The 16,142-nt window shown below is 68.1% G+C and carries 13 protein-coding genes; 4 read left to right on the top strand and 9 right to left on the bottom strand.

What is annotated here, in order from left to right; genetic code table 11:
- Positions 1 to 83: 83 nt before the first annotated feature.
- The 6 genes from ACQ5SA_RS16145 to ACQ5SA_RS16120 form a co-directional block, all read right to left on the bottom strand.
- Positions 84 to 1,688: an OpgD/OpgG family glucan biosynthesis protein gene (locus ACQ5SA_RS16145; RefSeq protein WP_447944420.1), complete on the bottom strand. Its 1,605-nt coding sequence runs from the start codon at positions 1,686 to 1,688 to the stop codon at positions 84 to 86.
- Between the two features lie 48 nt (positions 1,689 to 1,736).
- Positions 1,737 to 4,202: a serine/threonine-protein kinase gene (locus ACQ5SA_RS16140; protein WP_499314967.1), complete on the bottom strand. Its 2,466-nt coding sequence runs from the start codon at positions 4,200 to 4,202 to the stop codon at positions 1,737 to 1,739.
- Positions 4,203 to 4,219: 17 nt separating this feature from the next.
- A complete protein-coding gene (locus ACQ5SA_RS16135) occupies positions 4,220 to 4,786 on the bottom strand; it encodes an ECF-type sigma factor (protein ID WP_025875449.1) in 567 nt (188 codons plus the stop codon).
- A gap of 67 nt (positions 4,787 to 4,853) precedes the next feature.
- Positions 4,854 to 5,666 carry a bifunctional DNA-formamidopyrimidine glycosylase/DNA-(apurinic or apyrimidinic site) lyase gene (mutM, locus tag ACQ5SA_RS16130; protein WP_100554311.1) on the bottom strand — a complete coding sequence of 271 codons (813 nt, stop codon included), beginning with the start codon at positions 5,664 to 5,666 and terminating at the stop codon, positions 4,854 to 4,856.
- A gap of 19 nt (positions 5,667 to 5,685) precedes the next feature.
- Positions 5,686 to 6,021 carry an EF-hand domain-containing protein gene (locus tag ACQ5SA_RS16125; RefSeq protein WP_499314966.1) on the bottom strand — a complete coding sequence of 112 codons (336 nt, stop codon included), beginning with the start codon at positions 6,019 to 6,021 and terminating at the stop codon, positions 5,686 to 5,688.
- Entirely contained in the window at positions 6,018 to 7,220 is a 1,203-nt protein-coding gene (locus ACQ5SA_RS16120) for a DesA family fatty acid desaturase (RefSeq protein ID WP_353101591.1), read from the bottom strand. Before ACQ5SA_RS16120 ends, ACQ5SA_RS16125 begins: the two co-directional genes overlap by 4 nt.
- Before the next feature lie 179 nt (positions 7,221 to 7,399).
- Between ACQ5SA_RS16120 and ACQ5SA_RS16115 the strand changes: the two genes are divergently transcribed.
- Positions 7,400 to 8,194, top strand: coding sequence for an ABC transporter ATP-binding protein (locus ACQ5SA_RS16115; RefSeq protein WP_499315202.1), 795 nt, complete (start codon positions 7,400 to 7,402; stop codon positions 8,192 to 8,194).
- A gap of 46 nt (positions 8,195 to 8,240) precedes the next feature.
- Here the strand turns inward: ACQ5SA_RS16115 and ACQ5SA_RS16110 are convergent, their stop codons facing one another.
- Together ACQ5SA_RS16110 and ACQ5SA_RS16105 are read right to left on the bottom strand one after the other, a co-directional pair.
- Positions 8,241 to 9,440 (bottom strand): DUF4785 domain-containing protein, encoded by a 1,200-nt coding sequence (locus tag ACQ5SA_RS16110; protein WP_499314963.1) that lies wholly within the window; start codon positions 9,438 to 9,440, stop codon positions 8,241 to 8,243.
- 11 nt (positions 9,441 to 9,451) lie between these two features.
- Positions 9,452 to 10,330 carry a hypothetical protein gene (locus tag ACQ5SA_RS16105; RefSeq protein WP_230111435.1) on the bottom strand — a complete coding sequence of 293 codons (879 nt, stop codon included), beginning with the start codon at positions 10,328 to 10,330 and terminating at the stop codon, positions 9,452 to 9,454.
- A gap of 233 nt (positions 10,331 to 10,563) precedes the next feature.
- Here ACQ5SA_RS16105 and ACQ5SA_RS16100 point away from each other — a divergent pair, with 233 nt between their 5' ends.
- Positions 10,564 to 11,403: an acid phosphatase gene (locus ACQ5SA_RS16100; RefSeq protein ID WP_478031927.1), complete on the top strand. Its 840-nt coding sequence runs from the start codon at positions 10,564 to 10,566 to the stop codon at positions 11,401 to 11,403.
- A 113-nt stretch (positions 11,404 to 11,516) separates the two neighbouring features.
- On the opposite strand, the gene ACQ5SA_RS16095 is transcribed toward ACQ5SA_RS16100, so the two are convergent.
- Positions 11,517 to 13,787 (bottom strand): TonB-dependent receptor, encoded by a 2,271-nt coding sequence (locus ACQ5SA_RS16095; RefSeq protein WP_499314961.1) that lies wholly within the window; start codon positions 13,785 to 13,787, stop codon positions 11,517 to 11,519.
- 159 nt (positions 13,788 to 13,946) lie between these two features.
- On the opposite strand from ACQ5SA_RS16095, the gene ACQ5SA_RS16090 reads away from it, so the two are divergent.
- Both ACQ5SA_RS16090 and ACQ5SA_RS16085 read left to right on the top strand, forming a co-directional pair.
- Complete coding sequence (locus ACQ5SA_RS16090; protein ID WP_499314960.1) at positions 13,947 to 14,951, top strand: TIGR00266 family protein; 1,005 nt, start codon at positions 13,947 to 13,949, stop codon at positions 14,949 to 14,951.
- Positions 14,952 to 15,144: 193 nt separating this feature from the next.
- A complete protein-coding gene (locus tag ACQ5SA_RS16085; protein ID WP_499314958.1) occupies positions 15,145 to 16,137 on the top strand; it encodes a patatin-like phospholipase family protein in 993 nt (330 codons plus the stop codon).
- The last annotated feature ends 5 nt before the right edge of the window (positions 16,138 to 16,142 follow it).

Genomic DNA, 16,142 nt, shown 5'->3' with positions numbered 1-16,142 from the left:
CAAGGAATGCCAGCTTTTGACGTTGCCGTTGCCGTTGCGCCGGCCTCTGCGGGTGCAGGGCGCAGCCCTGCCGATAAACCCTCTTAGTACAGCGTGCGCTCCGGCGCGCCGGCCGGCGGCGGGGTGTACTGGTACAGCCAGGTTTCGGTGAGGGTCTTGCCGCCACTGCGCAGGTACAGACGGATGTCGATCTGCTCGGTGCTGCCCTCCGGCGGCACCAGGTCGAACATCGCGCGGTAGCCCTTGATCTCGCGCAACGGCCGCGCCGAGACGATCTCCACCCGGCCACGGCTGGTTTCGACAACCGCTTCAACGTCGGCCTTGTCGATCAGGCTGGCCAGTTCGCCGCCTTCGAAGTCCACCGCGAAACGCCACGAGAAATACTCCCGCTTCTTGCCGATCACCCCGCCCAGGCCGGTGCGGCTGGCCACGCAGTGGGCCAGCGGCGTATGCGCCGGCGGCTGTGCGCCCCAGTACAGCCGGTAGCCGACCAGCAGTTCCTGGCCCGGCTGCGGCTTTTCCTTCGGGTTCCAGAAGGCCACGATGTTGTCGAAGGTTTCATCAACGGTGGGAATCTCCACCAGCTGCACCGAGCCCTCGCCCCAATCACCCTTCGGCTCCACCCACAGGCACGGGCGCTTCTCGTAGAACACGCCGTCGTCCTGGTAGTGGTCGAAGTTGCGGTCACGCTGCAGCAGGCCGAAGCCACGCGGATTGCGGTCGACGAACATGTTGAAGCGCAGGTTGCGCGGGTTCAGCAGCGGCCGCCAGATCCATTCACCAGCGCCGGTCCACAGCGACAGGCCGTCGGTATCGTGGATCTCCGGGCGCCAGTCCCAGCCCATGCGGCGGTCGTTCTCGCCCACCTGGTACATGCTGGTGCAGGGCGCGATGCCGAGGCGCTCGATCGCCTTGCGCGGGTACAGCGCGCTGTCGATGTCCATCAGCAGCACATCACCGTTGGTGACGGCGAAGCGGTAGGCACCGGCCACGCTGGGCGAATCCAGCAGCGCGTAGACGATGAGGGTGTCCGAGTCGGCCGCAGGCTGTTCCAGGTAATAGGCGATGAAGTCCGGGAATTCCTCCGGCTTGCCCATGCCGGTGTCGATGGCCAGGCCACGTGCGGACTGGCCGTACTGGCCTTCCTTGCCCACTGCGCGGAAGTAACTGGCGCCCAGGAATGCGGCGAAATCGCGGTCGGTGTCCTTGCGCGTGTTCAGTCGGAACCCGGCAAAGCCGAGGTCGGCCGGCAGCTCACCGTTCTTCAACCCGCTCTTGCCGTAGTTGAACGCGGCGCCGTCATAGGCCAGTTCCTGCGCCTTGCCGTCGACCACGTCGTACATGCGCACGGGCGAATGGAAGTACAGGCCCAGATGGAAGAACTTGGCCTGGAATTTTCCCGGCTGGTCGGCCCACAAAGCATGGTCCTGGCGGTAGCCGATCGACTGGTACTGATCCCAGTCCAACGCCTCCAGCTTGCCCGGCAGTACCCGCTTGTGGCTCTGGTACGGCGCCTGTGCCAGCGCGCGCGCCTGACCCTTCAGGGTGGCGAAATCGAACGGCTGCGGCTGGCCAAGCCGGCGCAGCCCAAGCTGGCCACTCTTGCTGGCCGCACAGGCCGGCAGTGACGGCAGGCCGAAGGCGGCCAGGGCCAGGGAGGCATTGCGGATGAAGTCGCGTCGTTGCATGCAGGCGCGGGAGCAAAGGGAAGGTCGGCCATCATAGGCAGACAAACGTTAACGGGCAGCGGTGGAATCGATGCGCTGTTCAGCCTGTGCCAATGCCGCGATGCGCGCGTCGAGCTCCTGCAGGGCCGGCGCCTGTGGCCCGCGCTGGGCCAGCAGCAGCTGCCGTGCCTCGGCCAGCACGCTGCGGGCCTGTGCGATCTGGCCGGCCTCCTGCAGGGCCTGCCCCTGTGCCATCAGTGCCTGCGGCAGCAAGGCAACGTGGTCGGGCTGGCGCCAGATCGCCACTGCACGGGCATAGTGCGCCGCCGCGGCCGAAGGGTCGTCGCTGGCGCTGGCCCATTTCCCCAGGGCGAACTCGCCGTAGCCGATCTCACGATGCTCCGCGCCCAAGGCGCCGAGCAGCTGTGCCTGCACCTGCCGCAATTCCTGGCCGGCCAGCGCGTGCTGTCCGCGCTGCAGGGCCAGCAGCGCGCGTGCGCGGCGTACCACCAGCGCCTCCGGATGGCGCGGCCCCCATGCATCCTGTGCTGCCTGCCAGGCCAGCTCCAGCTCGGCCGCTGCCGCCTTCGTATCGCCCTGGCGGGCCAGCACATCGCCCAGTTGGCGGTGCAGGCTGATCACCTGCGGGCTGCTGGCGTCGGCGCGCTGGCCGAGCAGCGCCAGCGCCTGCCGGTACCCGGCCAGCGCGGCCGGCAGGCGCCCGGCGGTGGCGTCCAGGGCGGCCAGATCGGCCAGTGATTCAGCACGTCCGAAGCGCTCGACAATCCCTTGATGGCGCAGCGCCAGTGCCTGCTGGAACGACCGGCGCGCCGCATCGGCGTCACCCAGCTGGGCCTGGCACCGCCCAAGCTGGCTGTGGAATTCAGCCACGGCCGCCGGCAAGGCCGCCGCCTCGCTGGCCGCCAGCGGTTGCAGCGGCTGCAGGTGCGCCAGGCACTCGCGACCGCGGCCGAGCATGCGCAAGGCGCGCCCACGCTGGGTCACCGCCTCGATCTGCAGCGCCGGCGGCACCTCGCCCACCTCCTGCAGCAGCCTTCGCTGCTGGTCCAGGGTCTGCAGCGCCAGCTGGTAATCGCCCAGGCCGATGCGCAGGCGGCCGATCACCCCTTCCAGTTCGGCCAGCGCCAGCGGCTGGTCAGCCAGTTCGGCTTCGCCCCGTTGCTGGCCGGTGGCCAGCAGCTGCGGCACGTCGAAATGGCCGTGACGCTGGCTGGCCGCCTTGTCGAACAGGCCCACGGTGAAATCCTGCATGGCCTGCGCACGCGCCATTTCCACCCGCGCCTGGCGCGCCTGCCACAGGGCGATGGACGTGGTCAGCAGCAGCGCCAACACCGACAGCGTCGCCAAGGCCACGCCCCAGCGATGGCGGCCAATGTACTTGCGCACCCGGTAACCCACGCCCGGTGGTCGCGCCTGGATCGGCTGCCCCTGCAGGTAGCGGCGCAGGTCGCCGGCCAGCGCTTCGGCCGAGCTGTAGCGCTGCTGCGGGTCCTTCTGCAGGGCTTTTTCCAACAGCACGTCCAGATCGCCGCGCAATCGCCTCGCCTGCCGCTGCAGGGCCCGTTTCGGCGCTCCCGGCTCGGCGGCCAGCCGTTGCAGCAGCGCCGACGCGCGCGGTGCCTGCACATCCAGGATCGAGCGCTCCCATTCCGCGTCGCTGTGCCGGCGCAGGCGATAGGGCTTGTGCCCGGTGACCACCTCGAACAGCACCACGCCCAGCGAATAGACGTCGGTCAAGGTCGTCACCGCCTCGCCACGCACCTGCTCCGGCGCGGCGTAGTGCAGGGTGAACGCGCGGATTTCGGTGGCCGGATGGGCTGCGTTGGGATCGTCGTGGTCGAGCAGCTTGGCGATGCCGAAGTCGAGCAGTTTCACCGTGCCATCGGCGCGTACCAGGATGTTGGAGGGCTTCAGGTCGCGGTGCACCACCAGGTTGGCATGCGCATGGCTGACCACCGCGCAGACCTGCAGCATCAGCTGCAGACGCGTTTCCAGCGGCGGTTGCAGGCGCCGGCAGTAGTCGCTGATCGGCTCGCCTTCCACGTAATCCAGCGCCAGGTAAGGCTGCCCGTGCTGGTCCACCCCGGCGTCCAGCAGTTGTGCCAGATGCGGGTGCTGCAGGCGGGCCAGGATCTGCCGCTCGCGGCCGAAGCGCTGGCGCAGGCCGGGATCGGCGACGCCGCTGCGCAGCAGCTTCAGTGCAACCTGGCGCTGGTACAGGCCATCGCAGCGCTCGGCCAGCCAGACTTCGCCCATGCCACCTTCGCCGAGCGGGTGCAGCAGCCGATAGGGGCCGACCTCGCTTCCGGCGCGGCCCGGCGGTGTGGCAGTCCACAGCGGCTGGGCCATGAACTCGTGGCTGTCGGCTTCCTGCTGCAACAGGTGTTCCAGCTCGCGTCCCAGCGTCGGGTCCTGCGCGCTCAAGCGCTGCAGGCGCAGCTGGCGGGCGGCGGGTGCCAGCTCCAGCAGCTGGTCCAGCCAGGACGACAGTTGCTGCCAGCGGGCGGTATCCATATGTGGGTCGCGGCGACTCAGTCGCTGCGCATCGCCGCCAGCAGGAACAGCCGCGCCTTCTGCCAGTCACGGCGGATGCTGCGCTCCGAGCGCTGGCTCAGCTCGGCGATCTCCAGCTCGGACAGGCCCGCGAAGTAGCGCAGCTCCACGACCTTGGCCAGGTGCGCATCGACGGCCTGCAGGCGTTCCAACGCAACATCGAGGGCCAGCAGGTCCTCGTCCAGGCGCACACCGCTGCTGCTGTTCTCGGGAATCTCGGCCACCCGCTTGAGGTCGCCACCGCGCTTGCGCGCCAAGCGGTTGCGCGCGTAGTCGACGACCACACTGCGCATCGCCGAGGCTGCATAGGCGAAGAAGTGCGCACGGTCCTCGAAGCGTGCCGCACCGCGGCTGCCCAGCAGCTTCAGATAGGACTCGTGGACCAGCGAGGTCGCGTCCAGAGTGCGCCCCTGCTGCCCGGCCAGCTGCCGCCGGGCCATGCTGTGCAGTTCCTGGTACAGGGTGGTCAGCACGCGGTCGAGCGCGGCGCGATCGCCGCCGCGCGCAGCATCCAGCCAGACGGTGATATCCGGTCCTTCATCCATCGCCAACGCCCCCGCAGCGGATGTTGGCTGGACTATAGCGCTGCGCGTGTGCAGCGCATGAAGACGTTCAGCGCTGGCAGCGGCTGCACCACACGCTGGCCCGCTGGCCGATCATCGCGTGCTTGAGCGGGCGGCCGCAGCTGGGGCACGGCAGGCCATCGCGGCCGTACACCAGCAGCTCCTGCTCGAAGTAGCCCGGCGCGCCGTCGGGGCTGATGAAATCACGCAGGGTGGTGCCACCACGGGTGATCGCGTAGTCCAGCGTTTCCTTCACTGCCGTGGCAAGCCGCCGGTAGCGCTCGCGGGTGACCTTGCCAGCTTCACGCAGCGGGCTGATGCCGGCCTTGAACAGGCTTTCGGCCGCGTAGATGTTGCCCACGCCGACCACCACCGCCTGGTCCATCAGGAAGGTCTTCACCGGCGCGCTGCGGCCCCGGCTGCGGGCGAACAGGTAGTCGCCGTCGAAAGCTTCATCCAGTGGTTCCGGGCCCAGCCCCTGCAGCAAAGGGTGGATCTCGCCGGCAGGCTGCCAGAGCAGGCTGCCGAAGCGGCGCGGGTCGTTGAAGCGCAGCAGGCGGCCGTTGTCCAGACTGATGTCCACATGGTCGTGGGCGCGCAGCGGGGTGTCGCCGGGCAGCACGCGCAGACTGCCAGACATGCCCAGGTGCAGCACGGCGCTGCCGATGGCGGTGTCCAGCAGCAGGTACTTGGCGCGGCGACGCACGTCTTCGATGCGCTGGCCGGGCAGCAGCTCGGCCACTTCCGGCGGGATCGGCCAACGCAGGTCGGCACGGCGCAGGATCACCCCATGCACGCGGCGGCCCTGCAGGTGCGGGGCCAGGCCGCGGCGGGTGGTTTCTACTTCGGGCAGTTCGGGCATGGGACGATTCTATGCCCGCTCAGCGTGGTGGTGCAGCCAGTTCGCGCGCATCCAGGAACCCATCGCCGTTGGCGTCCTGCTTGTGGAAACGCTGCACGATCGTCTGCCGCTGCTGTTCGCGGGTGATGGCCATGCCCTTGCCACCGGGCAGCTCATCGGCGGTCAGCACGCCATCGCCCTTGCGGTCCATGCGATCGAAGGCGTACAGCATCCACTGCAGGTACTCGGCTTCACTGACCTTGCCGTCGCCGTCGCTGTCCATGCGCTGCAGGTAGCTGGCGGTATCGCTGACCTGGGCCTGCACGGCAGGCGCCCACACTGCGACCAGCAACAACACCGTCAGCGCAGCCTTCATCCGCCCACCAGGGTGTAACCCTTCAGTCGCGCGGCATAGGCCTGCAGCGCGGCAATGCCGCTTTCCTCGGCCTCGCGGCACCAGGCCTGCAGTTGACGCAGGCGCTCGGCGGCATCGTGACCACGCGCTTCCAGCAGCGTTGCCAGGCGCGCGCGGTATTCCACCAGGGTGCGGATGCGCGGGCGCTGGGCGACCCATTCGCTGAGCTGCGCGCGGCTGTCCGGCTTCAGCCAGCGGCCGTCGTTGACCAGCCCACGGCGCAGCCTGCGCGGCAGCAACCGACGCAGCTTGGCACCGGCGTGCCGTGCTTCCTCGCGCAATGCCGGCATGAACACGTTGCGCTGGTAGTCGGTCATCGCCTGGAAGCGATGCGACAACAGTGCTTTCAGGGTGTCGGCGTCGGGCACGGCGATGTTCGGGCGCACGTCCATGGCCGGCGCCACCCGCAGGACCTTGGCCAGGCGCACTGCCTGCAGCAGGCGGATCGCGCTCCAGCCAATGTCGAACTCCCAGCGCCGCATCGCAAAGCGCGCCGAGCTGGGGAACGCATGGTGGTTGTTGTGCAGTTCCTCGCCGCCAATCCAGAATGCCCACGGCGTCAGGTTGGTGGAGGTGTCGGCCGATTCGTAGTTGCGGTAGCCCCACCAGTGGCCCAGGCCATTGACCACGCCAGCGGCCCAGAACGGGATCCAGGCCATCTGGATCGCCCACAGGGCGATGCCCGGCAGGCCGAACAGCACCGTGTTGATCGCAAACAGCAGCACCGGGCCGAACGTGGCATAGGGGGTGTACAGGCGGCGCTCGATCGCGTCGTCCGGCGTGCCGCGACCGTACTGTTCGATGTCCGCGCGCATGCCGCGCGCTTCGCGGTAGAGTTCCACGCCGCGCCAGAACACCTGGCCGATGCCACGGGTGACCGGGCTGTGCGGGTCGTCCTCAGTTTCCACCTTGGCGTGGTGCTTGCGATGGATCGCCACCCACTCCTTGGTGATCATCGAGGTGGTCAGCCAGGTCCAGAAGCGGAAGAAGTGCGCGACCACCGGGTGGAAGTCCACGCCCCGATGCGCCTGGCTGCGGTGCAGGTAGAGGGTGACCGAGAAGATCGTGAGCTGGGTGAAGACCAGCAGCACCAGGGCCAGCTGCCACCAGCCCAGGCCCAGCACGCCACCGGTCAGCAGGGACATCAGGGCATCAGGCATGGCGGCTCTCCAGAGCGACACAGGTATGGAAGACATCATGGGCGCTTGCGTTGCAAACTGCACCTTGCACCGCTGGATTGGCAGCGCCATTCCGTGGCTTCGTTCACAGTTGGGGACCCGTGTTGTCGAGCCTTGATCCGCGCACCCGCGCCACACCCCCTGCCCCGCCCGCCGGGGACCTGCCGCCCTTGATCGAACTGGACCGCGCCAGCGTGATGCGCGGCCAGGTGAAGGTCCTGCACGCGCTGAGCCTGCGCATCGCACAGGGCCAGCACACCGCGCTGCTCGGTCCCAATGGCTGTGGCAAGTCCACCTTCATCAAGCTGATCACCCGCGAGCTGTACCCGCTGGCACAGGCCGACGGCACGGTGGCGGTGAAAGTGCTGGGGCAGAGCCGCTGGCAGGTCGACAGGCTGCGTTCGCAGCTGGGCATCGTCACCGGCGACCTCAGCAGCAACCTGGCCGACATGCCTGGGCTGACGGTGGAGCAGGCGGTGCTGTCGGGGTTCTTCGCCAGTTACGTGGTGCCGGCCTTCCGCGAGGTCACCGCCGATATGCGCATCCGGGTCGGCGAGACCCTGGCGATGACCGGCGCATCGGGCCTACGTGAACGTGCCTATGCCGAGTTGTCGGCCGGCGAGACCCGCCGCGTGCTGATCGCCCGCGCACTGGTCAATCGACCACAGGCGCTGCTGCTGGATGAACCCTCCACCGGGCTGGACCTGGTGGCCCGCCAGCAGTTGATCGCCACCATGCGCGTGCTTGCGCAGCAGGGCATCACCCTGGTGCTGGTCACCCACCACATCGAGGAAGTGATTCCCGAGATCGAGCGCGTGGTGCTGCTGCGCGACGGTCGCGTGCTGGCCGATGGGGCGCGCGCCGAGCTGCTGCGCGACGAACCGTTGTCAGCCGTGTTCGGCGGCTCAATCACGGTGCTGGAACAGGAAGGGCGGCTGACCGCGTACGCGGAGTGACAGCGCATCGGTGGCGGGCCGGATGTCCGGCCCGCCACACGCTGCTTCAGAACCGCAATGCCAGCGCGCGTGACTCGATCGGTGCCATCCGGCTCTGGTCCTGCAGCTGCAGGTCGCGCAGTTCATAGGGCGCACCGAAGCCGGCAGGCAGCGCAGCCTGGTCGAAAGGCAGCACCAGCGCGCCGCGACCCGGGCCATCGAACCACGCTGCGGCATGGGCCTGCGCCACCGGCTGCAACTGGCCGTTGGCTGCGGTGGCATACAGGGTGCCGCGCGCCTCGTAGCGGCCGGCGGCGGCCACCTGCAGCGGCAGGCTGACCTGGCGGCTGGCCGGATCGGGCGTGGCCTGGCCGACGAAGCGGGCGGTCGGTCTGGCCACCGCGAAGGCGACCTTGCCGTCGCGCAGTACGCCGTCGGCCTGGGCGAACACCTGCAGCTCCCACAGGCCCTGTGCGTTGCTGGCCTCGGCCGGAATCCTCACCTGTGCACGCAGGCTGCCATCGGTGGTACGCAGCAGCCGCTGCGGCCAGCTGCGGCCATCGGGTGCAACCAGCAGCGCTTCACCGCCGAGGCTGCCGCGCCGTGCACGCAACGTCGCTGCGCTGGCACCGTCTTCCAGCAGACGCGCCTGCAGCTGCACGTTGCCACCGGCCAGCACCTGCGCCTGGCTGGCCTGCACTTCCAACCGCAGCGGGCTGTTGGGCTCCAGTACCTGCACCACGTAGCGGCCCTGTGCCTGCGCGCTCTGCAGGCGGTAAGCGCCAGCTGCGCTGGCGGTACCGGTACGCAGCATGCTGCTGCCATCGTTGACCGGCATGCCCGCATCCTGCAGCTGGCGTGCATCGACACTGCGCGCGACGCTGCTGCGCCCCGCCGGATCACGTACCTGCAGCGCGCTGGCCGGCAGCGCGCGGGCGCCCGGTGCCGGGCTGAGCTGGATCACCGCATCCGCTGCGCTCAGCGGCAGTTCCAGGCCGCGCTGCAGCTCGGCACCGTCGACCTGCTGCCAGTAGCTGCGGCTGATGGCGGCCTGGGGGCCCGGGGCCTGCAGTGGCTGCGCCGGGTCCAGCGCCCAGGCGAAGGCCAGCGGCGCGTGCTCGCTTTCGTCGGCCGGCAGCGGCGCGGCAACCAGACCGGCGGGAATCTGGTCGCCAGCGGCGACGCGCAGCGGCTGCGCGGCCTGCGCCGATGCGCTGGAAAGGACTGCCAGCACGGCGGCAGCCAGCAAGGTGGAATGGATCGTCATGGTCATCTCCCTCACTGGGTCAGGTCGTTGCGCAGGATGCTGCCGAGGCCGAAGCACTCGCGGCGGCTCTGGTTGTGGCTGAGCGGCTCGGCGCCCTGGGTGCGCGCCTTGTCGGTGAACCACAGGGTGCCGGCCGCCTTCTGGCTGCTGCATTCAAGGAAACCGTCCGAGCACGACGACAGCCAGTTCTGGGTGAACTCCAGGCCGACATTGGCGGCGTAGCCACCGCAGTAGCTGTTGCTGTCCCACACCGCCGATTCGACATCGCTGCCAACCACTGCGCGGAACGGCTTGGGCAGGGCCGGGCGGCCGGCGGTGCCGTACAGGTTCTGCGCGTTGTAGGTGGCCATGTGTCCCACCTGCTGCATGCGCACCGCGTCGCTCTTGTAGCCCAGCAGCCAGCCCAGCGAGGTTTCGAACGTGTTGCCGTTGAGCACGGCGTCGGCCAGCGGCGTACCTGCCGACGAGGGCGCCAGCGCAGTGACCTTGCGCACCCGGTTGATGATCTTCGGGTAGCGACTGTCGTAGGTGGGGTTGGACAGGATCCAGCGCATCACGTTGCCGCCGTTGGAATGGGTGATGACTACCAGCTGGGTGATGCCACGGCTGTCGATGAAGCCGGTGAGCTGGTTGGCCAGGCAACCGGCCGCTTCCGGCTTCCACATGTACTGGGTGAAGTCGCAGTTGATGACCACATAGTTGCTGCTGTTCGGCAGGCCCTGGCGGACGGTGTCGATGATCGCCGGCTGCCAGTAATCCTGTGTGGCATTGGTCTGCGCGCCGGTGCCGTGCACGAAGGCGACGCCGTAGACCTCGGCGGCCTGCGCCGGGGCGGTCGCCAACGCGAGAACGACGGCCAGAACGGTACTTCCTGTTGCGGTGCTGCGCATCGCTTCTCTCCCTTTCAGCGGATCCCCCCGGCCCGGCTGTGAGCTGATGCTCATGGCGGCAGCGTGTGAAAGTCCGTGCGCTGCGCCCGGATTCAGGAGATTGCCGACACTTGATGACGGTTTTCACCGCCCAGCGGCGGACCATGCCGGGTCTGGCCGTATGACCGATGGACGCTGCGGCCGGCAATCGAGGCTGCGATCATGGCCGGCGAGTTCCCTTCCCGAGTCTGCCCATGTCGTCGATCCTTTCCCCTGCCCGTCCGCTGCTCGGCTTGGCCATCGCGCTGTCGTTGGCCGGCTGTGCCGCCACCACCAGCAAGCCGACCGCCGTCGAAGCCAACATCACCACCAAGGCCGTGGGCTACCTGGACAAGACCGCAGTGCCGGCCAGCATCGATCTCGTGCCGGCACCACCGGCGGCCGGCTCGGCTGCCTTCGCACTGGATGAGCAGGTCAGCCGCGAGGCACGTGCGCTGCGCGGCAGCCCGCGCTTCGCCCAGGCAAGTGTCGATGCCGAACTCGGCTTCCCGGAAGGCGCCAACCACTTTTCCTGCGCCGCCGACATCGACGTCGATGCAGTGAAGACCCCGGCCCTGTACCGCCTGCTGGAGCGCAGCCGCATCGACGCCAGTGCTGCCACCAAGGCCGCCAAGAATAAGTACCAGCGCCCGCGTCCTTTCATGGTCAACGGCGAGCCGACCTGCTCGCCGAAGGATGAGGAGGGCCTGCGCAGCAACGGCTCCTACCCGTCCGGCCACACCTCGATCGGCTGGGCATGGGCATTGATCCTGTCGGAGATCGCACCGGACCGCGCCGATGCCATCCAGGCCCGTGGCCGCAACTACGGCGAGAGCCGCCTGGTGTGCAACGTGCACTGGCAGAGCGACATCCTCGAAGGCCGCTTCATGGGCGCAACCGCCGTTGCCCGCCTGCATGACAACGCCGCGTTCAACAAGGATCTGCTGGCCGCACGCAAGGAAATCGCTGCCGCGCGCAAGGCCGGCCTGCATTCCAGCCGTGATTGCACCACCGAAAACGCGGTGCTGAAGGTGCGCCCGCAGAGCGCGCTGTAAGCGCGCGCCGGATTAATCGTTGCCGGCCAGCGGCCGGCGCTACCGGTTGCGGTGAAAACAGAAGGGCCGGCATTGCGCCGGCCCTTCTTCATTGCATCACTGCAGCAACCGCATCAGAACTTCGCGGTGAACTCCACGCCCCAGGTACGCGGCTCGTTGAGGAAGCCGGTCAGGTTGTTGAAGTCGATCGCGCCGACCACGCGGGTCTGGTTGGTCAGGTTGCGGCCGAACACGGCCACGTCGTACTGGCCGTAGTCCCAGTTGTAACCCAGGCGCAGGCCACCTTCCAGCGAACTACGGCCGCGGAATTCCGGCGACTCGTAGATGAAGAAGTTGACCGCGCTGCGGTAGGCCCAGTCGGTGTAGGCATACAGCTCGCTGCCATCGCTGAGCGGGAAGCCCACGCGCAGGGTCGCGTTGTGGATCCACTTCGGCGCCTGCGGCAGCGGATTGCCGTTGACCAGGGCGTAGGTGCCACCATTGATGATGGTGGTCGGGTCGGTGATGGTGCAGCCGCCGCCACAGACCGCCACCGCCAGGTTCTTGTCCTTGATCTCGGTGTCGTTGTAGCTGCTGCCGAAGGTCAGCAGGACGTTGTCGGCCAAGTAGGCCTCCAGGTCCAGCTCCACGCCCTGGCCGATGGTCTTGTCGGCGTTGAGCAGGGTGGCGGTATTGTTGGTGCCACCCACGGCGATCAGCTGCTGGCCGTCCACGTCGTAGCGGAACACGCTGAAGCCCAGGCGCGCGCGACGCTCGAACAGATCGGCCTTGATGCCGGCTTCGTACGAAATCACCTTCTCCGAATCGGCCTGCGACAGACCGGGCGCGAACGCCAGACGGCCCTGGATCGACGGTGCACGGAAGCCCTTGGCCACGCGTGCATAGGCATTGACGTTGTCGGTCAGCTTGTACACGCCGCTGACATCCCAGCTGACGTCATTGACGTCGGTGTTGGCCAGGTACGGGCCACTGACCGGGGTACCGAACGGCACGGCCTGCAGCACGCTGGCGCTGAAGTCCTTCTTGTCCTGCGTATAGCGCACGCCGGCACGCAGCTTGAAGCGGTCGGTGACATCGAAGTCGCCCGAGGCGAATACCGCCCACGCCTTGTTGCGCTGCTGCTGCACGACATGGCCGGTCTGCGGATTGCCCGGCGTCAGCGAGTCGTAGTTGAAGTTGTTGATGGTGACGTCTTCATCGAAGTAGAAGACGCCGGCCTGCCAGTCGAAGCGGCCCCATTCGTTGGATTCCACGCGGAATTCCTGGGTCCACTGGCGGTGGTGCGGCAGGCCGTCGGCCGACTCGGACGAGAACGGAATCAGGCCCGGGCCGGAGTTGCCGGCACCGAGGAACGCGGCGCCGTAGCCACCGTCGATGTCGCCGCGGTTGAGCGATTCGGCGGTCTCATAGCCGGTGATCGAATGCAGGGTCACCGAACCGAGGTTCCACTGCAGGCGCGCGCTGCCGCCCCAGGTTTCCAGGTCGGAGAAATTGACGCCATCGTTGGCGACCTTGTCGCGGTCGAAGTTCTCGACCAGCGAATTGCCGCCCTTCTCGATGATGTTGGCGCGGAACAGGCGGGCGGTGCCGTTGAGCTTGCGCTTGTGCAGGTTGAACAGCGCTTCGAAATCATCGCCTTCGTACAGGAACTGCACGCGGCCAGCGGCTTCGTCATAGCCCTCGAAACCACTGTTGGGTGCACCGGCGCGGGTGTTGTCGACCCAGTCGTCGCGACGCTGGTAGATGGCCGACACGCGTGCGGACCAGCGGTCGGTCAGCGGGCCGCCGTAGGCGCCCTGCACGTTCCAGCTGTTGTAGGTGCCATAGCCCACGCGCACGTAGCCATCGGCATCCTGCGACGGACGCGCCGAATCGAACTTGACCACGCCGGCCGGGGTGTTGCGCCCGAACAGGGTGCCCTGCGGACCGCGCAGCACTTCCACGCCGGCCAGGTCGAACAGCGGGAAGCCCTTCAGCAGCGGGCTTTCCTGCACCACATCGTCGTACACCAGCGAGACCGGCTGCGAAGCGTTGAGGTCGAAATCGGTGTTGCCCAGGCCGCGGATGTAGAAGCGCGGGAAGGCACGGCCGTAGGAAGACTCGATGTTGAGGCTCGGCACGCGCGCAGCAAGGAAGCGGATGTCATCGCCCGCCGAACCGAGCACGTCGAGCTTTTCGCCCTGGATCGCGCTGATCGCAACCGGCACGTCCTTGGCGTTCTCGACGCGACGCTGTGCAGTCACTTGCAGCGCATCGAGAGCGACCGGATCCTTGGCGGCGGGGGTTTCCTGGGCGGCTGCTACCAGCGGCAGCAGGGCGGAAAGAGCGACAACGAGCGGGCGCGCGACCGGAGAGCGGCCACGGGAAGTACGGGTCGGGGACATGGCGGTAGGCTGTGTTTGGAGGGGTGGTAAAACGGCGCTACCAGATAATTGTTGCAATACAGCACCTGCCTCGCAAATGCCGATCGTTCATGGCCGCCTCGCGCGCCGCCGGAAGCTGCCGCTAGACTCGGGGTTTTCCCCCGCAACGGACCTGCTGCGATGACCCAGTGGTACTTCCATGCTCCCGGCCAGGCCGACCGTGTCGGTCCGTTCGACGAGGAGGCCGCGCGCCGCTTTGCCCAGGCCAATCCGCGCGCGCTGGCCTGGTGCCAGGGCATGACAGGGTGGACACCGGTGTCCGAAATCGTTGCCCTGCAGCAGGCCAGCACCGCCACAACAGCGCCGCCGCCGATGCCTGCAGTCACGCCCGCAGTGACAACTGCGTCAACCGGCAGCCGTGCCGACCGCATCGACTTCCGCATCGTCGGCCATGAAATGCAGTTCGTGGAAATCGAACTGGACCCTGGCGAAGGTGCGGTGGCGGAGGCCGGCGCGTTGATGTTCAAGGACGCTTCGGTGCAGATGGATACCGTCTTCGGCGGCGGCGCACGCGGTGGCCAGGGCAGCGGTTTCATGGACAAGGTGATGGCCGCAGGCAAGCGCGTGCTGACCGGTGAGAGCCTGTTTGCCACCGTCTACACGCAGACCGGCCCGGGCCGCGGCAAGGTCGCCTTCGCCGCGCCCTATCCCGGCACCGTGCTGGCGATGAAGCTGGACCAGCACGGCGGGCGCCTGATCTGCCAGAAGGACAGCTTCCTGGCCGGCGCGCGCGGCGTGCAGATCGGTGTGCAGTTCCAGCGCAAGATCATGACCGGCCTGTTCGGCGGCGAGGGCTTCATCATGCAGAAGCTGGAGGGCGACGGTTGGGTGTTCATCCATGCCGGCGGCTGCGTGGTCGAGCGAGAGCTGGCCGCAGGCGAACGCCTGGATGTCGATACCGGCTGCATCGTCGCCTACCACCCGACCGTGGACATGGACGTGCGCCGGGTCAAAGGCATCCGAAGCGTGCTGTTCGGTGGCGAGGGCGTGTTCCTGGCCACCCTGACCGGACCGGGCAAGGTCTGGCTGCAGTCGCTGCCGTTCTCGCGTCTGGCCGGCCGCATGTGGATGGCCGCGCCAAAGGGCGGCGGCAAGAGCCGTGGCGAGAGTTCACTGCTGGGCTGAGCGGTCCGGAGGCAGGACGGCGGGTAGTGCCGGCCGCTGGCCGGCAACCATGGCAACCCACGCATCCCAGCGGCCGGCACTACCAGGCGGCAGATGATTTCATGAATGGGGAATCCCCCCACCCTGCCCGCCCTGCCACGCCTTCGGTATGCTGGCGCCCTTTCCTGAATCCGGCGCCGCGAGCGCACTGCCGATGAGCCTGTTCCGCCCCCGTGTGCTGCTGTCCGTCGCCCTGCTCGGCCTGCTGGCCGGCTGCGGTGGTGAAGAGGTCCGCCCCACCCCGCCCGCGCAGCCCATCCTGGTGCCGCAGGCCAAGCCGGTGAAGATCGGCATCGCGCTCGGCGGCGGCGCGGCCAAGGGCTTTGCGCATATCGGCGTGATCAAGATGCTCGAGGCCAACGGCTTCGAACCGGTGGTGGTGTCCGGCACCAGTGCCGGCAGCGTGGTCGGCGCCCTGTATGCCAGCGGCATGGACGCCTTCCAGATGCAGAGCAAGGCCGTGGCGCTGGATGAAGCCAGCATCCGCGACGTACGCCTGTTCTCCGGTGGCCTGGTGCAGGGCCAGAAGCTGCAGGACTACGTCAACGAACAGGTGGCCAACCGCCCGGCCGAGCGCCTGAAGAAGCCATTCGCTGCCGTCGCCACCCAGCTGGAAACCGGCGAGCGTTCGATCTTCGTGCGCGGCAACGTCGGTCAGGCGGTGCGCGCGTCCAGCAGCATCCCCGGGGTGTTCGAGCCGGTGAAGATCGGTGGCCGCAACTACATCGATGGCGGCGTGGTCAGCCCGGTGCCGGTGGACGCCGCGCGCCAGCTCGGCGCCGAGTTCGTGATCGCCGTGGACATCTCCAGCAAGGCCAGCGGCAAGGCACCGGCCGGCATGCTGGGCATCGTCAACCAGTCGATCTCGATCATGGGCCAGCGCCTGGGCGAGCAGGAACTGGCACGCGCGGACATCGTGATCCGGCCGAAGGTGCTGGACATCGGCGCTGCCGACTTCAGCCAGCGTGGCACTGCCATCCTGGAAGGCGAGAAGGCCGCGATGGCGGCGATGCCGCAGATCCGCGCCAAGATCCAGCAGCTGCAGAAGGCCCGCGCCGCCGCCTTGGCACCGGCACCGGTGGCTGCGCCGAAGTGCGACGAACCTTCGCGCCTGGGCAAGCTGATGGGCCGCAAGGAAAAGTGCTGAAGCGC

It is taken from the genome of Stenotrophomonas indicatrix (genome assembly GCF_050573115.1).
In the GTDB taxonomy this organism is placed as follows: domain Bacteria; phylum Pseudomonadota; class Gammaproteobacteria; order Xanthomonadales; family Xanthomonadaceae; genus Stenotrophomonas; species Stenotrophomonas lactitubi_A.
The sequence above is the reverse complement of the archived record's forward strand: the minus strand, read 5'-3'. Positions and strand labels throughout refer to the sequence as shown.